The following is an 18,034-nucleotide window of genomic DNA, read 5'->3' on the forward strand; positions in this document are numbered from 1 at the left end:
ATTTACAGCAAAGATGAAGATGAGGATTTGTGGCGGAAATGTGTTGTACAGTAAAGAAAAATAAAGCGTGCGCCTTACGCAAAAAAGAATGAAAAAGCGGGTAATTCCTGACCTTTTTCCTGACCCGCTTTTGGTCAGGAATTTTTTATCAGAAACTACCCGCTTTACCTGCTCAAATGGTGGGCGATACCAGATTCGAACTGATGACCCCTTCCGTGTGAAGGAAGTGCTCTACCACTGAGCCAATCGCCCAGACGTAGATACTATAGCAGAATCCCTCACGCTGCAGTACCGATTCACAAAAATTTACTCGGTAAGCATGGCCTTGATCATCCAAATTTGCTTGTTGTAGTCATTTACATGATCCTCAAGCAAATCAACGGTGCTGAACCAGCCTTCTTCGTCAGCAGCGTTACGCAAGTCGGTAGCAGTCTTACGAACGAGCTCAAGGTCAGACAGCAAGGTGTCCAAAACCTCTGCGCAGGTGTACTGCTTGGAAGGAACTTCCTTAACATGTGCAAGCTGCAGATACTCAGCCATGGTAGAAGCGGGAACCAAGCCAAACATGCGGATAAGCTCAGCAACCTCGTCCATGCGCTCCTGTGCTTTTTCGTACTCAGCCTCGGTGTACTTGTGAACAGCCAGGAAATTCTTGCCAACAACGTTCCAGTGCAAGTTCGAAATCTTAATAGAAAGTACAGCCATATCTGCTAAGTACTCGTTGAATTCTTTTTCAAGTTTCATACAAACCCCTCCTTAGGTAGACGCCGACATCCTTGTTGCTGTCAATTGTTAGTGTTGTTACGTTAGTGTTGTTACTTCTTTTTTGACTTACGTACCACAATGGCTCCTACAATAACAAGCACGGCGATAAGACCGATGACAATAGGAATAATGACGTTAAAATCATCCATTGTGTAAGGCAGCAATCCAGACATAAAACATCTCTTTTCCAACTACTTGTGTACCGAACGTACACAAGTACTGTATTCCCCGTCTGAGACTTCTCAAACAAAATATTTTTATTTGTGACACGCTTGTGTATGACAGGTCGGACACAAGCAGAGACTTTGTTCTCTTCGCTCTTAAACCTTTGAACAAGACTACTCATTTTGAATGGGAGTTAAGAAAGTTTATATCGTTAAACCAGCCGGACTAATAAAGTAGAGGATTATTCAAATGTAGAGGATTATTCAAATTTCTAAACACAACAAATAACAACAGGATGATAGAAAGAGAAATTAGTGGAATTCTATGCCTATTTAAAAAATTGGATAAGTCTTCTTCTTTTTTGAGAAAAACGGATCTTTAGTACTCCCATACCCGTATCGCCCAGCATAAAGCGGGCAACTCCTAAGGAACCTAGAAAAATAGACACTAGTAGTATGGTAGTCGGATCTTTAAATTCTGTAGCCTGAATACTTAAAAAGTATCGTCATCAGCTCTTTCTAATTTTTGTCTGATAATCGGAATTGAAGCAGACTCAAAGTATTTTGCATTAGTAGTCAAAAATAGGTCGATTTTTTGCTTGTCCATAAAATCCGTCTCCTTTTAAGCTTTGTAGTCGAGTTTTACTAACTTTTCACGGGAAGAATAGCATTTGGAGGGTGAGTCAAGTCTGATTTTGTGAAGTCCGACTTTTGGTTTAAGAACGCAAATTTTCTAAATTCTCAGACTCATTTGTACGCTTAGCAAACTCATCAGTACGTGTACACATGAGTTTAAAAATTAACAGGAAAAGAAAAAAATACGATAATTTAAAACTGCTACTTGACCCACGGGCAAGCTCTGCTATAGTGTTTAATGCAATCAAGCCACGGGGAATTAGCTCAGCTGGGAGAGCGCATGGCTGGCAGCCATGAGGTCAGGGGTTCGATCCCCCTATTCTCCACCAATGAATATGAAAGCGGCGGCTTTTTTAACCGCCGCTTTTTTTGAAGACCTTTTGAAGGTTTTGAAACCTTTTGAAACGTGAAACGCTTTTTTGAAGGTTTGTTGGGTAAATGGGCCCATGGCGCAACGGTTAGCGCAGGGGACTCATAATCCCTGGGTTGGGGGTTCAAATCCCTCTGGGCCCACCATTTACCAGTTCATCACAATTTAAAACTAACCTCGGGCAGCATCGGCCTTCTCAAATCGCACCGCGTCGGGCTTCTCTGTACACACTAATCCCGCGCAGAGGCGACCTTCTCTGCAAGATACGAAACAACCTCATCAAGCGCTATCTCGACACGCTCGCCCGTCTGGCGACACTTGAGCTCCACCTTGCCATTCGCGAGGGCCTTTTTACCACAAATAAGCTGATACGGAATGCCGATAAGATCGGCGTCGGCAAACTTCACACCAGGCCGCTCCTTGCGGTCGTCGACAAGCACTTCGACTCCGTGTGCGGCAAGCTGCTGCGCGAGGCGTTGCGCTGCGGGCCACACCAGATCATCGTTCGTGTCCAGCGGGACGATTTCGACCTCGTACGGCGCGACGCTCATGGGCCAGTAAATACCGTGCTCATCGTGGCACTGCTCAATAATAGCCGATAGCGCGCGCGACACGCCGATACCGTAGCAGCCCATGACAAACGGCTTCTCTTTGCCGTCTTCATCCATGAAGTAAGCGTGCATAGCCTCGGAATACTTCGTACCAAGCTGGAAGACCTGCGCAACCTCGATGCCGCGGGCAGCCTTGAGCGGCGCGTCACATTTGGGGCAGCCGTCGCCAGCCTTGGCCGAAATAAGGTCCGCCCAGCTGTTAATGCTAAAGTCGCGACCCTGTTGGGCGTGAATCAGGTGGTAGTCCTTCTCGTTAGCGCCACAACACCAAAATGCTTTGTCTTGCAGGGTTTTATCGGCATACACCACCACGTCGGCACTCAGACCTACGGGGCCGATAAACCCTTTGATGAGCTGGGCTTGCTCAAGCTCTTCGTCAGTCATGAGATGGTAGTCACCAAAGAGCTTCTCGGCCTTGCAATCGTTGAGGTCGTGATCCCCTGGGACAAAAACGACCACTGGGGTGCCCTTCTCGTCGAGAAGGGCAAGCGCTTTAACGGTCGCCGCTTCGGGAAGCTGCAATGTGTCTGCAAGCTCGGCAATCGTGGTGACGCCAGGGGTGTGGACTCGCACAAGCTCTCCTTCGCCCGCGCTTGCAAGCGTCACGTTGGCGGTAGCGGCCTCGACATCGGCTGCCCAGGAGCAGGCGTCGCAGTAGACGAGCTCGGCCTCACCAGCATCGGCCAAAGCCATAAACTCAACTGAGGTATCGCCACCAATTTGACCAGAGTCGGCCACAACGGGAAGGCAACGTAGGCCGATGCGCTCGCAAATATGCGCATAGGCGTCTTTTTCCTGATCGTAGCATTCCTGCAGGCTGACCTGGTTGGCACTGAAGGAGTAGCCGTCCTTCATAATAAACTCGCGCCCGCGCATCAGACCAAAACGAGGACGGCGCTCGTCGCGGAACTTATCTTGAATCTGATACAGGGTCACGGGCAGCTGCTTGTACGAACGCAACTCGTTGCGCACGAGGTCCACAAAGGTTTCTTCGTGGGTGGGACCCAGTGCAAAGGTGTGCTCGTGACGATCGTGCATACGCATGAGCTCGGGGCCGTACACATCCCAACGGCCCGACTGCTCCCAAAGCTCGGAGTCGGTCAGGATGGGAACCAGCATTTCTTGTGCATCGATGGCGTCCATCTCTTCACGAATGATGGCTTCGATTTTGAACAAACTACGCCATGCTAGAGGCAAATAGCTGTACAAACCAGAGGCAGATTTACGAATCATACCCGCGCGAAGCATCAGGCGATGGCTTACCAACTCCGCGTCGGCGGGGTCCTCTTTGAGCGTGGGTGCATACAGTTTACTCATGCAATGAAATGACTTCACGAAGGGTCCTTTCTGGTTACGTAGTGCGTTGTAGCACGCATCAACATTATGCATCTGAGATTTTATCAGCATCAAGGCGTTTGGTGTCAGCAACGAAACGCTTATCAATTTCTTCAAACAATGCGTCAATAATTTGATCCTCGGGAACGCGTCGCAGAGTTTGTCCTTTGACAAACACGACGCCCTGGCCCACACCGCAAGCCACGCCAATATCGGCCGTGCGCGCCTCTCCAGGGCCGTTAACCGCGCAGCCCATGACCGCCACCGAAATGGGAACTTTTATCTTTTGCAGCCGCTGCTGCACTTCTTCGGCAATGGGAATCAGATTTACTTTGGTTCGTCCGCAGGTAGGACAGCTCACGAGCTCGGGATTGCGACGGCGCATCCCCAGCGACGCCATAATTTCCCAAGCAACCTTGATCTCGTCGGCAGGATCGGCTGTCAGCGACACACGCATCGTATCGCCAATACCCTCTTCGAGCAGCGCACCCAAGCCCACGGCCGATTTTATCGTCCCCTGGAATTTGGTGCCTGCCTCGGTAATGCCGATATGCAGTGGCACACAGGGCAGCTCGCGCGAGAGCTGGCGATAGGTTTGAATGGTGGTCACCACGTCATGCGCCTTGGCCGAAACGACAACGTCTTCGAAGCCCTTCTCGGCAAAATGCTGCACAAATGAGAGCGCGGACGCCGCCAGTTTTTGAGGAAGCGTCATGTCCTGGCGCGTGTCAAACTCTCGCGCGAGCGAGCCTGCGTTGACACCAATGCGAATGGGAATATGAGCGCTTTGCGCCTCGTCGATAATAGCGTCGACCTTGACAAACGAACCGATATTGCCAGGGTTAATGCGCAGCGCCGCAGCGCCTGCTGCGGTTGCCGCCAGCGCGAGCCGATAATCAAAATGAATGTCGGCTACAACGGGCAGCGGCGAGTTCGCGCAAATCTGCTTGAAGCCGTCCAACACATGCTTGGTGGGCACGGCAACACGGATGATTTCGCAGCCAGCATCAGCAAGAACGCGGATTTGCTCGAGGGTTTGAGCGGCGTTGGCCGTATCGGTTGTGGTCATCGATTGCACACTCACGGGTGCTCCCCCACCAACCGCAACAGGACCAACAAAGACCTGCCGCGTGAGGGCACGAGGAATTCTGTGAAGGTTCGAAACAATCATGACGCATATCACACCTACAGCAAGCGCAGGATGTCGTTTCCGACCACCGCAATAAAGAGCAGGAAAAACAGAGCAACGCCAACGTACGAAAAGTACATCTGCGTTTTCTCACTCAGGGGTCTACCCATAAGTGCCTGGATGCATTCAATGAACAGCTTGCCACCGTCCAAAGGTGGTATGGGCAAAATGTTCATCAGCGCAAGCGAAATAGAAATCATTGCCGCAAAGATGAAGAGCTCCGAAATGCCCGATGCTGCAGCTTGCGAGGCCATGAGCGAAATACCGATGACCGATGACGACTGAGATACGACCCCGATGGTCTGCGTCGGCGTGATCAGTTTGAGGGCGAACTTCCCCACCTGAACTACATAATCAAAGGTAAATGCTACCGAGTCGGCCAGCGACAAACGAACATGCTTTACAGGCGCGCGGATGCCCAAAACTTTGTCATGTTCCGTCGGCGTGATGGTGACGGTTTTTTGTGCAGCGACATCCTTGGCACCACCGCCAGGCGTATACGTTATGGTAAAGGGCTTTTTTGCCGAGAAGCCCGAGCGTAAAGCCACAGAAATATCCGAGAAGGACGAAACCTTGGTATCGTTTATCGCGACGATCGTGTCACCCGAGGCAAGACCAGCCTTAGCTGCCAGCGAATTGGCATCCACGGTCCCCAGTGTGTTGGTGTTGACGCCCATGCTGCGGCCCAAAACGCTCATCGCCAGCACCATGAGCAGCACACCCGTAATAAGGCTCGCTACGGGACCCGCAAAAATCATGGCAAAGCGCTGCCAAAAGCCTTTTCCGCAATACGTGTTTGCACGCTCACACTGCAAAAACTCTTCTGCTGGCATCGGGAGCGGCTGCAAGCTACCAGGCTCATACAACCGAGAAGACCGATCAAAACCATCGTCAAATTGCGTACGCAGTGCGGCGTCACGAAGTGTTGTGCGATAGGTTTCGGGAAGTGTGGCGCTGCTGGTAGTGGGCACGGCAGCAGGCTGTTCGCTAGGCTGCTCGTCAGCAGCGGCTTCCAGCGACGCCCAGTCAACAAGCAGCTCAAATGCGTCGTATGCCTCATCTTCTGTACAACCAAGCGCAGCAACGACTTCGCTCACGCTTGCACGCCCGTGCTCCTGCACGTAAGCAAAAATTTCGGCAAGGTAGGGCTTATTCGCTGCACCCATGCCGCAAATGCGCGTATAGCCGCCAAGCAGGATGGGCGTTATGCCAAACTGCGTGCCATGCTTTTTGCTGCGATATGCTAAGCGCCAGCGCGATGGAAGCCCGATGAAGAATTCAGTGACGCGAGCATGACAGCCTCGTGCTGCAAAATAGTGACCTGCCTCGTGGGCGGTTACCAGCAGCGAGAGCACGAGCACGCCCCAAAAGGCGGCCGAAAGTATAGTCAGCAATTGTTGTGTCATAGGGCAACCTCATGCGTGTATTCAGTCGCAAGCTTTCGAGCCTGCTGATCGAGCTCCAGCGCCTGCTCCAAAGACGTAAGCGCCTGTGCGTCCATACGGTTCATCACGTGTTCGACAACGTCGGCGATGTGCAAAAACGAGATCCTCCCCTGTCGAAATGCTAGGTTCGCGATTTCGTTTGCAGCATTCACAACGCAAGGAACAGATCCTCCAAGTCGTCCCGCTTCGCGGGCAAGCGCTAAACAGCGGAAGGTCTTCTCGTCAGGCTTACCAAACTCAAGGGGTGCCATCTGACAAAAATCCAGCGGCTTTGCGGGTGGATCCCAGCGCTCGGGATAGCTAAAGGCGTACTGAATGGGATTGCGCATATCCGAGGGGCCAAGCTGCGCGATGACCGAGCCATCGGTGTTTTCGATCATGGAATGAATGCTGCTTTGGCGCTGGATCAGCACGGTGATGTCGTCGACGGGCACACCAAACAGGTGATGCGCCTCGAGCACCTCGAAGCCCTTGTTCATCAGCGTCGCCGAATCGATGGTGATTTTGGGACCCATGCGCCAGTTGGGGTGCTTCAGCGCTTGCTCGGCAGTAACATCACGCAGTTCATGGGTGGTTTTTCCGTAAAACGGGCCGCCCGAACAGGTCAGCCAAATGCGTGCCAGTTGCGATGCCGGAACACCCGCCAGACATTGAAAAATGGCGGAATGCTCGGAGTCAACAGGGATGAGCTTACCTGGCCTTACTAACGGCATGAGAAGATCGCCAGCGCAGACGAGCGCTTCTTTGTTGGCGAGTGCGAGGATCTTATCGTTGATAAGAGCGGTGTAGGCTGGCAAAATACCTGCAGCTCCAACCACGCTTACCAGCACGAGGTCCACCTCCTCAAGCGCAGCAAGGTCTGCCACAGCTTGCGAACCAAAGCCGATTGCGAGCGACGACATCTGCGGCGCGGGCACAGATGTCGTCTGCGGTGTGGCTACGGGATGCTGCCGTTGAGAGTCAGCCCACTTCAAAATCGCGGGATTATCCTTTTGCGCCTCGTCTGAAAACGCCAACTGAGTGACGCCAAACTCCTGTGCTAACGAAAGTAGCTTTTCAACCGAATTGCGCGCCGACATTGCCACAACCTGCAGTTTATCGGCATGTTTGCGGCAGACGTCCAACGCTTGCAAGCCCACCGAGCCTGTCGCACCAAGAATGGCGACATGCAAGGGCTGCGATGCATCTTGCAACGTATGCTGCGACGCAAACTGCGATGCATCTTGCGGTGTATGTAAAATACTCAAATTACCCCACCTAGAAGTAAAACAAAAAGTGCGGCAGCTAGACCAAACAACAGAGAGTCAGAGCGGTCGAGCATGCCACCATGTCCGGGCATTATATTACCCGAATCTTTTACGCTCACACCCCGTTTAATGCGAGATTCAAACAAGTCCCCACATACGCCCATAAAGCCTGCTACAACCCCCGTCATCACTGCGAGGTACAGGTTCATGGGAAGTAAGGTGTACGACAGCAAGACCCACACGGCCACTGAGCCGAGCATGCCCGCGATAAAGCCCTCCCACGATTTTTTGGGCGAAATCCGAGGAGCCATTTTGTGTTTGCCAAGGCGCGTACCCACCAGATAGGCCAAGCTATCGTTTATCCAAATCGATGCGAGCGCTATAAAGGTCAGCACGCCGCCCACGGCAGATGGATTAACCACGCGAATGCGGACGATGGCCGATAAGAGCAAGCCAGTATACAGAGCACCAAAAATGGTGACCGAGACATCAAAAATATTGGCGCGTGGGGTGACGACAAACCAAATACCTGTTGCAATGATCAGCAGATAAAAAACGATGGCGATCCAGTAAAGCGAAAAATGCGTCGCGATGGGAAACGCTACGGCTGCGCCCACGCCGAGAAGTTCGTTGGGCATGCGACCGTGCATGCGTGCAAGTTTAAAGAATTCCCAGCTACAAAGCGCACTAAAGCTACAGGTAAGCACCACGGTTGGCCAAGTGCCCAGCACTAATGCCAAAAACGTAATGCCCGCATAACCAAGGCCGTAGGCGCTGCGAACGATCAGCTGGCGATCGAGAACAAAGCCTTTGAGTTGGTGGTCGGCGGCACCCTGCGGGCGCTTCGTCATGCGCTGTTCGGCGGTCTTCTCGCCCGTGCGTCCAAACGAAGATGAGCTCATTACACACCCACCTTCCCAAAGCGACGATGCCGCTGCTGAAAGCTCTGAATCGCGCGCAGCAATTCCCAGCGATCAAAATCGGGCCAAAAAGTATCTGTCACATAAAACTCGGTGTAGGCAAGCTGCCACAGCAAATAGTTCGAAAGACGAAGCTCACCAGAGGTGCGCACGAGAAGCTCGGGATCGGGCAAGTCCGCCGTATACAAATGGGTCGCAACGCAATCCTCGTTGATATCGTCAAGCGAAAGTGACTCGTTTTGTACATCGCGGGCGATGAGCTTTGCTGCGCGCGTCAGCTCTGCGCGAGCGCCATAATTGACTGCCAGCGCAAGCATCATGCCTGTATTATGGCAGGTACGTGCAAGGCCCAATTCAAACGTTTGACGTGTTTTTTGCGGAAGCGCAGTTAAGTCGCCCAAAAAGACAAGACGGACATTCTCTTCCTCAAAAAGAGGCAGTTCTTGGATGAGCGTTTTTGCAAACAATTGCATCAGAAGGTTCACTTCATGCTGCGGACGCTGCCAGTTTTCTGTCGAGAAGGCATACGCGCTCAGCACTTCTATGCCCAAACGAACGCATGAGGTGATAATTTCGCGCAAGGACTCCACGCCTGCTTTGTGGCCTTGGGCTCGATCCATATGACGAGCTTGAGCCCAGCGACCATTGCCATCCATAATGATGGAAATATGCGAAGGCAGACGTTGCTGGTCAATGCTTGCAAGCGAAATATCGGTGGGAGCATCGGCAAAGTATGCACGAAGTTTAGCTTCATCTCTGTGCACGCTAGATCTCCATGACCTCAGACTCTTTGGTTTTGAGCATTTCGTCAATCTTCTCGATATAGTTGTCGGTCAGCTTTTGGATCTGATTTTGCTGGCGATGGACATCATCCTCCGAAAGCTCCTCGTCGCGCTCGATTTTGCCATTGGCGTCGCGGCGGGCGTTACGGATAGAAATACGTGCCTCTTCGGCGAGTTGGCGGCACTCGCGTGCAAGCTCACGACGGCGCTCCTCCGTCGGCTTCGGGAACGGTAGACGGATGCAAGCACCATCGTTACCTGGGGTAATGCCAAGATCGGAGCTTTCGATTGCTTTGGAAATGGCGTTAAGAACCGATTTGTCCCAAGGCTCGACAACCAACATGCTCGCCTCGGGCACCTTCACGGCCGCGAGCTGCGTAATCGGCGTGGGCACGCCATAGTAATCCACCATAATGGAGTCCAAAATGTGGGGATTCGCGCGGCCCGTGCGAACCTTAGAGAAGTTTGAAGCCAAAGCGTCAATACACTTCTCCATATTGCTTGTGGCCTTGTCAATATATTCGCTCATGATTCACTCTTTTCTTCGATTGACGTGTCGAGAAGATCGCCCTTCTCGGCAGGTTTGTCGGCACCGTCTTCGATTCGCTATTCGGCACCGCTATTCGATGCGCTATTCGGCACCGTCTTCGACAACCGTCGTACCAACATTTTTACCCTTTAAGGCGTCTTCAAAGACACCTTTTTGATCGATATTAAATACCAGCATAGGCATATTATTGTCGCTGCATAGAGCCGTTGCGGTGGCGTCCATCACCTTCAGGTTTTTGGTCAGCACCGAGTGATACGAAATCTCGTCGAACTTTTGCGCGTCGGTGTGCACCACGGGGTCTTTGTCGTAAATGCCATCGACCTTGGTGGCCTTCATGAGGACCTCAGCGTCGATTTCACAGGCGCGCAAGGCTGCAGCCGTATCGGTTGTAAAGTAGGGATTGCCGGTACCTGCGGCAAAGATGACGATACGACCTTTTTCGAGGTGGCGAATCGCGCGGCGACGAATGTAGCTTTCGGCAACTTCATGCATCTCGATGGCGGTCATCACGCGGCACATCATCTGATGGCGCTCAAAACAGTCCTGCAAGGCCAGGCTATTCATGACCGTTGCAAGCATGCCCATGCTGTCGGCCTGTGCTCGGTCCATGCCTGAGGCAGCACCTGCAAGTCCGCGGAAAATGTTGCCGCCGCCCACGACAATAGCAACTTGAACGCCCTTATCGTAAGCGGGCTTAATCTCTTGCGCTAGGCGATCGAGCACCTCGGCTTGGATACCGTATTCACCCGTACCCATTAACGCTTCGCCAGACAGCTTAAGCAATACACGCTTATACTTATAGTCAGACAAGACTTACGACCTCCTTAAGCGCTCAGGTATACATCTAGCTCATTCTATCAAAGCATGCGACGTAAAGGGCACTAAGACCCATAAGCGGACACTTTACATAGAAAAAGAGCCGACATCCACACGGACGCCGGCTCTTAAAAAAGGCAAAAAGAATTTAGTTCTCGTCACCAAAGGCATAGCGATCAAATGCCAAAACCTGGATGTCATCACCCGCGGCCTTGGAAACCTTCTTTGCAAGCTCGGAAACGGTGACCGAACCATCCTTGATGAACTGCTGCTCGGTCAGGACGGTCTCCTTGTAGAACTTCTCGAGCTTACCCTGTGCCATGCGCTCCTGGATAGCCTCGGGCTTGCCAGACTCGGCAGCCTGTGCCATGTAGATGGACTTCTCGTGAGCAATTACGTCAGCGGGAACGTCCTCACGGCGTGCTGCTACGGGAGCCGCAGCGGCAACCTGCATAGCAACGTCATGCGCAAAGGCCTTGAACTCGTCGTTGTCAGCGGTTGCAGTGTTGTTAAAGCCAAAGGTAACGATGTCAGCGAGCTTGCCATTGCTGTGAACATAGCTTGCCAAAGCACCAGACTCAACGCTTACGCGCGTAAAACGAGCGACCTTCATGTTCTCGCCGATGACGTGAATCATCTCGGTGAGCTCGGCGTCAACGGTAGAGCCGTCAAGCTCAGCTGCCTTAAGGGCGTCAACATCAGCGGGATTTTGCTCGGCAACAACCTGAGCAAGCTTAGTGGCAAAGCCAGTAAACTTAGGGTTGGTGCCAACAAAGTCGGTCTCGCAGGTGAGTTCAAGCAATGCACCCGTCTTGCCATCAGCAGCGATAAAGGCAGCAATGGTGCCTTCGTTGGTGTCACGACCAGCACGCTTTACGGCCTTGGCAACACCCATTTTACGCAATACATCAACGGCCTTCTCGAGATCGCCATCGGCCTCAACAAGCGCCTTTTTGCACTCCATCATAGGAGAGTCGGTCATCTCACGAAGCTGCTTAACAAGAGCAGCGGTAACCTGTGCCATACAAATCTCCTTTAGGTCTTCGTAATCAATCTTCGTAACGTAATTCGTCGTGCGGAATCAATCGTCGTAGCAAATACTACTCAGCAGCTGCATCAGTTTGAGCGTCTGCGACGACCTCGTCGGTCTTCTCGCCAGCGGTGGCTGCGGCGTCATCAGAAGCATCAGTGCCGGCAGTGCCAGTCATCTCGGCCTCAGAGATCTGCTCTTTGCCGCTACCAGCAAGAACAGCGTCAGCCATAAGCTCAGCCATCAAAGAAACCGAGCGGATAGCGTCGTCGTTGGCAGGAATACCGTAGTCAATAACGTCAGGGTCAGAGTTGGTATCGATAAGACCAACGACAGGAATGTGCAAACGATTTGCCTCGCGGACAGCAAGCTCTTCACGCTTGGTGTCAACGACAAAAATGGCCTGAGGAACAGACTTCATGTCGCGAACGCCACCAAGGTTACGCTGGAGCTTCTCGAGCTCCTTGGTCAAAACGGCCTGCTCTTTTTTAGGAAGGGTTGCCATACGACCATCTTCAACCATGGCCTCGAGCTCTTCCATACGATCGATACGAGAACGCATGGTTACAAAGTTGGTGAGCATACCACCGAGCCAGCGCTGGTTGATGTAGGGCATATTAGCGCGAGTTGCCTGCGTAGCGATGGACTCTTGCGCCTGCTTCTTGGTACCAACAAACAAAACGGTGCCACCCTTGGAAGCAAGGTTCTTCAAGAAAGTGTAGGCCTTATCAGCACCAATGATGGTCTGCTTCAAGTCAAGAATGTAAATGTCGTTGCGCTCGCCAAAGATGTATGGTTTCATCTTTGGGTTCCAGCGACGAGTCTGGTGACCATAGTGGCAACCGGCCTCGAGCAAAGTCTTTACGCTAATCTTTGCAGCCATAATATAACCTCCAGTTGGTTTGCCTCCGCATGGTATCAACCCTGTTTAACCACCTCAAACGTGGCTTGTCGCTTAAGGCACCAGGCAAACAGGTCGCCATGCGTGTGTAATGAATGTGTGCAGGTTTGCACAACTTGATGAGTATACCAGCTCGAAGCCCATTTATAAACCGTTAGTTTTATCCACACATTTATTTCGGTTTTGCGGCGATTTTGCGGGTGTGACTGGCACAGGGAGCTGCTACTTCGACGTTGGTTGCGGATACGAGCTGCTATCGTGGTTTAGTCTGCGAGCGCGGATGTGCTTGCAAGGTTGCTTGCTTCAAACGATCGATCGAAAGGTGCGTATAAATTTGCGTTGTCGATAAGCTCTCGTGGCCGAGAAGTTCTTGCACGCTGCGAAGATCCGCTCCTCCATCCAGCATAAGCGTTGCAAAGGTATGACGCATGGCGTGCGGCGTGAGCGAGGGGTCAAGACCCGCTTGCATAACACGCTGTTCAAATACCTTGCGTAAGGCCGCCGCAGACATGTTGTTCCCTCGAGAAGAGATAAACAGCTTTGACGGCTGCGCTTGTCGCCGAGAAGACCCTTGTTTGGCAAGACGTTTGGTTAGCGTCTTTGCGAGAAGATCGCCACGGGCATCGTGCAAGTAGATTTTTACAGCGTCAAGCGCCTTTTGATACAACGGAACAATACGCTGTTTTGAGCCCTTACCAAACAGTGAAACCTGCCTTTGCGAAAAATCAATATCCGCAGGAATGAGGTTTGCGATTTCGGATATACGAGCACCGCTGGCATACAAAAGCTCTAAAAAGGCCTTATCACGAAGATTTATGGCATCTGTACCAACACAGCTATCCAACAGTTTTCCTACGGAGGAAAGATCCATGACCTTGGGCAGGGTCTTCGGGATTTTGGGGCTTGTCATCGCATTTGCGGGATCATGGACACACAGACCCTCTCGTTGTAACCACTTGTATAACGAGCGCATAGCCGAAAGGTGCCTGTTAATCGTACGTTCTGAATATGCTGCTCGCGTAAGCTCCAGCAAGTAGAGCCTCAGTTGACGATGAGAAATGTTATACGGATCAATCCCCTCTCGCGAGATCCATCCCATAAAGGCATCCAGATCTGACGCGTAAGCCTTAATCGTGTGCTCGGAAAGCTTGCGAATGGTTTGCTCAAAATTTATAAATTGCGCGATGCACGTTGTAAATTCTTTTTGGCGAGCATCGCGCAGCAGTGCCGCATCATGTTGCGCTGAGGGCTGCTGTGATGCATCATGTTGCGCTGCTTGCTGCGTCATATCACGCTTCTCCACATCGTCACTCACTGAGCATCACCTCCCCCGCAAGATCGGATATATTGCTTCGCCACGAAGGATCAAAGATATCGTCGCGGTGAAGCATGTAGGCCTTCAAATCCGCAAGAGCACGATCTGCATAGGCAGCATAACGCTGCTTTTTATTCTTTATTGGCTGCGCTAAAGGCTGGAAAATGCCAAAATTAACATGCATTGGCTGATAATTTTTTGTAGCCTGATCTGTGGCGTAGCTCACCAACGATCCAAACGCGCCCGTTGTGGGAAGCACAACAGAAGGCTTGCCAGTAAGCGCAGCATAGCTATTTAGTCCCGCCAACAAACCCGAGGCGATTGCTTCCACATAGCCTTCGGTTCCCGTAATTTGTCCTGCAAAACGTAGCGACGTATTCGGTAAGGCAAAGGTGGCATCTAGGACGTGCGGCGCATCAATAAACGAATTTCTATGCATAACACCGTAGCGGAAAAATTCTGCCTGCTCTAAGCCTGGAATCATACGAAATACCTCTTTTTGTGCAGGCCAGGTAAGATTCGTCTGAAAGCCAACGATGTTGTAAGCCGTCTTGTGCTGATTTTCGCAACGAAGCTGCACCGCCGCCCAGGGGCGCTTTTGGGTGCGAGGATCAACCAACCCCACAGGCTTCATTGTGCCAAAACGCAACGAATCAATGCCCGTACGAGCTATTTCTTCGACCGGCTGACACGCTGAGAAGAGATCTTTTTGTTCAAACTCTTTGCTAATGACGCGTGGTGCTGCAAGAAGCTCTTCAATAAATGCTTCGTATTCCTGTTTTGTAAAAGGACAATTTAAGTAGTCACCTGTACCGACCGTATCGTAGCGTGACTGCTCAAAAATAATGTCTCGATTAAAGGAATCCGCATCCACAATGGGCGCAGCGGCATCATAAAACGAGCTTGCCTGAATACCCACACGTCCAATAATGGCCTCAAAGAGTTTATCTGCACACAAAGGCCCCGCCGCAATAATGCAGGGCTCATCAGGAATGCGTACAACCTGCTCAGAAATAACTTCGATCTTTGGATGCTTCGTGATTGCCCCGGTAACCAATGAAGAAAATTTGTCTCGATCAACAGCAAGAGCACTACCAGCATCAACACGTGCCTGGAGCGCAAATTCCATAAGATAGGAATGCATATGCAGAAGCTCATGTTTAAGAAGTCCTGCTGCCGAGGTGGCACGCAACGATTTAAAGGAATTCGAGCAGACGAGCTCGGCAAAGCCATCGCTATGATGCGCAGGGCTCTTCTCGTGAGGTTTTTGTTCACACAGCGTCACCTGCACCCCACGATTCGCCAGCTGTAATGCACATTCACAACCAGCAAGGCCTGCTCCTACAATCGTTACTGTTGGCACTGGACTCATAGACTTCCCATCGTTACGTATGTACGCATCATCACGTATCATCATGCTTTTCTAAATCAGCTTCCAAAAACTGTGGTGGCATATAGGTTTGAGCCGTTGCACACCACCGCCCATCTGGTAAACGCTGCACCAGACGTTTCGCTTCATACTCGGTAAGCGTACGAATAATCGTAAGAATATTTTGATCCAAACGCAACGCAAGCTCATCAGGTCGCATAGGACTTGCGATAAGGGCACTTAACATTTTACTGACTTGCTGTGGTGTATTTTGAGCAACCAAACGACTTTTACCAAAATCTAAACTCAGTCTTGTTTCCAAGGCAACCTCATCGGTAATAATGCACGCTCCCGATTCTATTAAATTATTTGTTCCCCGCGACTGAGGCGAGAAGATCGACCCTGGTGCCGCATATACGGTCTTTCCAAAATCATTCGCAGCCTGCGCAGTACTAAAAGTACCTGAAGGCATTCCCGCTTCGGTTACCAACAAACAACGACAAAGTGCTGCAATAAGCTTGTTACGCTTGGGAAACGCATAGCGTCGAGGTGCTTGACCCCACGCTTCGCAAGAAATGACAACGCCTTTTCCTGCTTTTACTTCATTAAAAATGTCGCTTGAGGTCTTGGGGTAAATAGCATCGGCACCACAACCCGATACAATAATCACCTCCCCTGACGCATCAAGCGCAGCACGGGTCGCAGCATAATCGCAACCCATAGCACCACCAGAAACCACCACAACCCCACTCTGAGCAGCAATGCGACCCGCCATCTGTGCGATAGCAATACCATACGGCGTGCAGCGCCGAGCACCAATAATGCCAAGCGCGGGCTTACCGAGAAGTTCTTGCTTGCCACAACCACGTAACACCGTATACGACTCGGGAAGTACTTCTAGCACAGAAGGCCACTCCCTCTCATTTCGATAAAGGATAAACCTACTACTCATAAACTACCGCGCATTCTGTAAGATACGGCTTCGATAACATCATCAGCTTCAATAGTCATACGTTCATCCAAATCGGCAATGGTGCGCGCAACTCCAATGGTACGAGTAATGGCACGTCCACCAAGGGCATACGAATCACAAAGCGCTGCTAAAGCATGACGAGCCTCATTGGAGAAGTCCTTTGTGGGAGAATCCTTTTTTGCTTTTGTTGGGTTTCGAGCGCTGACAACACTTGCAGCGTTTGCAACGGTGTTGACCGCAGCAGCGTCCGAGGTCTTGCTGAGTGTATCTTGTTCTCGCGTTGCCTTCATGGAACACTCTTGCTCCAAGCGTTTTTTTCTAAACGCTACTCCGCGTAACACCTGCTCCCGCATAGCTTGTGTACTTAAACCCTTTTGCCCTGTAATCACTTTTTTGGAGTCTGGGCGTGCCACATCTACCTGCAAATCAATACGATCCATAAGAGGGCCGCCAAGCTTGCCTAGGTACTTTTCTATGGTACTCGTAGAACACGTACAACGATGTTTTGAATCACCGTAATAACCACAAGGACAAGGGTTCGCAGCAGCAATGAGCACAAAATCACAAGGGAATTCATAGATGCCATCCACCCGAACGAGTCGTATGCTTTTTTGCTCCATGGGCTGCCGCAAGGCTTGCAAGGTGTGAGAAGGAAATTCGGGGATCTCGTCTAAAAACAAAACACCTTTGTGAGCAAGGGAAATCTCTCCAGGCAACATGGGTCGTCCTCCCCCAACCATACCTGCAAGTGAAATAGCGTGATGAGGCGCCCGAAAGGCACGTTTTCCCTCCTGAAGGCTTTGTATGGGAATACCTGCAACAGAATGAACCAGCGTTGCCTCTTGTATTTCTGCTGCATCAAGCGAAGGTAAAATGCTTGGCAAACGACGGGCAAGCATTGTCTTTCCCGCTCCTGGAGGCCCAATCATTAAAAGACCATGTTTTCCCGCAGCGGCAATCACAAGTGCGCGTTTGACGAGTTCTTGCCCGAACACTTGGTTGTAATCCCCGAGCTCTCGTCCATCCTTTTCACCCAACTCATGTCCATACATACTTCTGGCGCTACCACGTGCATCGTTGTCACCATGCAAGGCGACCTCAGAGCTTAGGTTGTTTCGTATTGCGGAAGCATTCTCTATACGCGGCTTGCTCCGTAAATCAGCTAATGCATGGATACACCAGGCTTTTTGTGCATCCAGCACAGCACCACACAGCGTTAATGCTTGCTGTTGACACAGCAGCTCATATGCCGCTTCCCCACGAACAGGACACACCGTTCCATCGAGGGAAAGCTCGCCAACAAGCAAAAAATCCTTTATTGTATCTGCTCTAATTTGCTGTGTTGCACACAAAATACCTGCGGCAATAGGAAGATCAAGGGCTGTGCCCGTTTTTCGTATATCGCTGGGCGATAAATTAATCGTGATATGAAGGCGTGGAATGTGAAAGCCCGATGCACGAAGCGCACAGCGGATGCGAGAACGAGCTTCCAGCACTGCGACATCGGGCATCCCCACGATGGTAAGCCCTGGAATCCCACGAGAGGTTCCCACCTCTACTTCAATGGGTATGGCCTGAATACCTCGTAAAATTGCTGTGTGAATACTTGCACTCAT

The 18,034-nt window shown here is 51.3% G+C and carries 17 protein-coding genes and 3 tRNA genes; 2 read left to right on the forward strand and 18 right to left on the reverse strand.

Annotated features, from left to right (window positions below; translation table 11 throughout):
• Positions 1-177 precede the first annotated feature (177 nt).
• The 4 genes from HMPREF3192_RS00485 to HMPREF3192_RS07080 form a co-directional block, all read right to left on the reverse strand.
• A tRNA-Val gene (locus tag HMPREF3192_RS00485) sits at positions 178-252 on the reverse strand.
• A gap of 54 nt (positions 253-306) precedes the next feature.
• Positions 307-744 carry a Dps family protein gene (locus tag HMPREF3192_RS00490; RefSeq protein ID WP_066304429.1) on the reverse strand — a complete coding sequence of 146 codons (438 nt, stop codon included), beginning with the start codon at positions 742-744 and terminating at the stop codon, positions 307-309.
• Between the two features lie 71 nt (positions 745-815).
• A complete protein-coding gene (locus HMPREF3192_RS06695; protein ID WP_156422804.1) occupies positions 816-938 on the reverse strand; it encodes an LPXTG cell wall anchor domain-containing protein in 123 nt (40 codons plus the stop codon).
• 320 nt (positions 939-1,258) lie between these two features.
• Positions 1,259-1,420: a TM2 domain-containing protein gene (locus HMPREF3192_RS07080; RefSeq protein ID WP_082715500.1), complete on the reverse strand. Its 162-nt coding sequence runs from the start codon at positions 1,418-1,420 to the stop codon at positions 1,259-1,261.
• A 398-nt stretch (positions 1,421-1,818) separates the two neighbouring features.
• Here HMPREF3192_RS07080 and HMPREF3192_RS00495 point away from each other — a divergent pair.
• A tRNA-Ala gene (locus tag HMPREF3192_RS00495) sits at positions 1,819-1,894 on the forward strand.
• Between the two features lie 111 nt (positions 1,895-2,005).
• Positions 2,006-2,081 (forward strand) — tRNA-Ile (locus HMPREF3192_RS00500).
• Between the two features lie 84 nt (positions 2,082-2,165).
• On the opposite strand, the gene HMPREF3192_RS00505 is transcribed toward HMPREF3192_RS00500, so the two are convergent.
• The 14 genes from HMPREF3192_RS00505 to HMPREF3192_RS00570 all read right to left on the reverse strand — a co-directional run bounded on the left by HMPREF3192_RS00505 (position 2,166) and on the right by HMPREF3192_RS00570 (position 18,034).
• Positions 2,166-3,881: a proline--tRNA ligase gene (locus HMPREF3192_RS00505; RefSeq protein ID WP_066304430.1), complete on the reverse strand. Its 1,716-nt coding sequence runs from the start codon at positions 3,879-3,881 to the stop codon at positions 2,166-2,168.
• A 46-nt stretch (positions 3,882-3,927) separates the two neighbouring features.
• On the reverse strand, positions 3,928-5,052 hold the full coding sequence (gene ispG / locus HMPREF3192_RS00510) for a flavodoxin-dependent (E)-4-hydroxy-3-methylbut-2-enyl-diphosphate synthase (RefSeq protein WP_066304434.1): 1,125 nt from the start codon (positions 5,050-5,052) through the stop codon (positions 3,928-3,930).
• 14 nt (positions 5,053-5,066) lie between these two features.
• Positions 5,067-6,476, reverse strand: coding sequence for a M50 family metallopeptidase (locus tag HMPREF3192_RS00515; protein ID WP_066304435.1), 1,410 nt, complete (start codon positions 6,474-6,476; stop codon positions 5,067-5,069).
• Positions 6,473-7,762: a 1-deoxy-D-xylulose-5-phosphate reductoisomerase gene (dxr, locus tag HMPREF3192_RS00520; RefSeq protein ID WP_066304436.1), complete on the reverse strand. Its 1,290-nt coding sequence runs from the start codon at positions 7,760-7,762 to the stop codon at positions 6,473-6,475. Before dxr ends, HMPREF3192_RS00515 begins: the two co-directional genes overlap by 4 nt.
• On the reverse strand, positions 7,759-8,664 hold the full coding sequence (locus HMPREF3192_RS00525) for a phosphatidate cytidylyltransferase (protein ID WP_231723316.1): 906 nt from the start codon (positions 8,662-8,664) through the stop codon (positions 7,759-7,761). The genes dxr and HMPREF3192_RS00525 overlap by 4 nt, the downstream gene beginning before the upstream one ends.
• The gene (locus tag HMPREF3192_RS00530) at positions 8,664-9,446 is read right to left on the reverse strand and encodes an isoprenyl transferase (RefSeq protein ID WP_082715501.1); all 783 of its coding nucleotides are present in this window, start codon (positions 9,444-9,446) and stop codon (positions 8,664-8,666) included. The genes HMPREF3192_RS00525 and HMPREF3192_RS00530 overlap by 1 nt, the downstream gene beginning before the upstream one ends.
• 1 nt (position 9,447) lies before the next feature.
• The gene (gene frr, locus HMPREF3192_RS00535; protein WP_066304438.1) at positions 9,448-9,993 is read right to left on the reverse strand and encodes a ribosome recycling factor; all 546 of its coding nucleotides are present in this window, start codon (positions 9,991-9,993) and stop codon (positions 9,448-9,450) included.
• Between the two features lie 102 nt (positions 9,994-10,095).
• A complete protein-coding gene (gene pyrH, locus HMPREF3192_RS00540) occupies positions 10,096-10,824 on the reverse strand; it encodes a UMP kinase (protein ID WP_066304439.1) in 729 nt (242 codons plus the stop codon).
• A 154-nt stretch (positions 10,825-10,978) separates the two neighbouring features.
• Positions 10,979-11,854 carry a translation elongation factor Ts gene (gene tsf, locus HMPREF3192_RS00545; protein WP_066304440.1) on the reverse strand — a complete coding sequence of 292 codons (876 nt, stop codon included), beginning with the start codon at positions 11,852-11,854 and terminating at the stop codon, positions 10,979-10,981.
• Between the two features lie 76 nt (positions 11,855-11,930).
• Positions 11,931-12,743: a 30S ribosomal protein S2 gene (rpsB, locus tag HMPREF3192_RS00550; protein WP_066304441.1), complete on the reverse strand. Its 813-nt coding sequence runs from the start codon at positions 12,741-12,743 to the stop codon at positions 11,931-11,933.
• 271 nt (positions 12,744-13,014) lie between these two features.
• Positions 13,015-14,076: a tyrosine recombinase XerC gene (locus HMPREF3192_RS00555; protein WP_231723317.1), complete on the reverse strand. Its 1,062-nt coding sequence runs from the start codon at positions 14,074-14,076 to the stop codon at positions 13,015-13,017.
• Complete coding sequence (trmFO, locus tag HMPREF3192_RS00560) at positions 14,069-15,448, reverse strand: methylenetetrahydrofolate--tRNA-(uracil(54)-C(5))-methyltransferase (FADH(2)-oxidizing) TrmFO (protein ID WP_066304580.1); 1,380 nt, start codon at positions 15,446-15,448, stop codon at positions 14,069-14,071. Before trmFO ends, HMPREF3192_RS00555 begins: the two co-directional genes overlap by 8 nt.
• 31 nt (positions 15,449-15,479) lie before the next feature.
• Entirely contained in the window at positions 15,480-16,397 is a 918-nt protein-coding gene (locus HMPREF3192_RS00565; RefSeq protein WP_066304443.1) for a DNA-processing protein DprA, read from the reverse strand.
• A complete protein-coding gene (locus HMPREF3192_RS00570; protein ID WP_066304445.1) occupies positions 16,394-18,034 on the reverse strand; it encodes a YifB family Mg chelatase-like AAA ATPase in 1,641 nt (546 codons plus the stop codon). Before HMPREF3192_RS00570 ends, HMPREF3192_RS00565 begins: the two co-directional genes overlap by 4 nt.

Origin of the sequence: Atopobium deltae, from assembly GCF_001552785.1 — a bacterium.
GTDB lineage: Bacteria > Actinomycetota > Coriobacteriia > Coriobacteriales > Atopobiaceae > Atopobium > Atopobium deltae.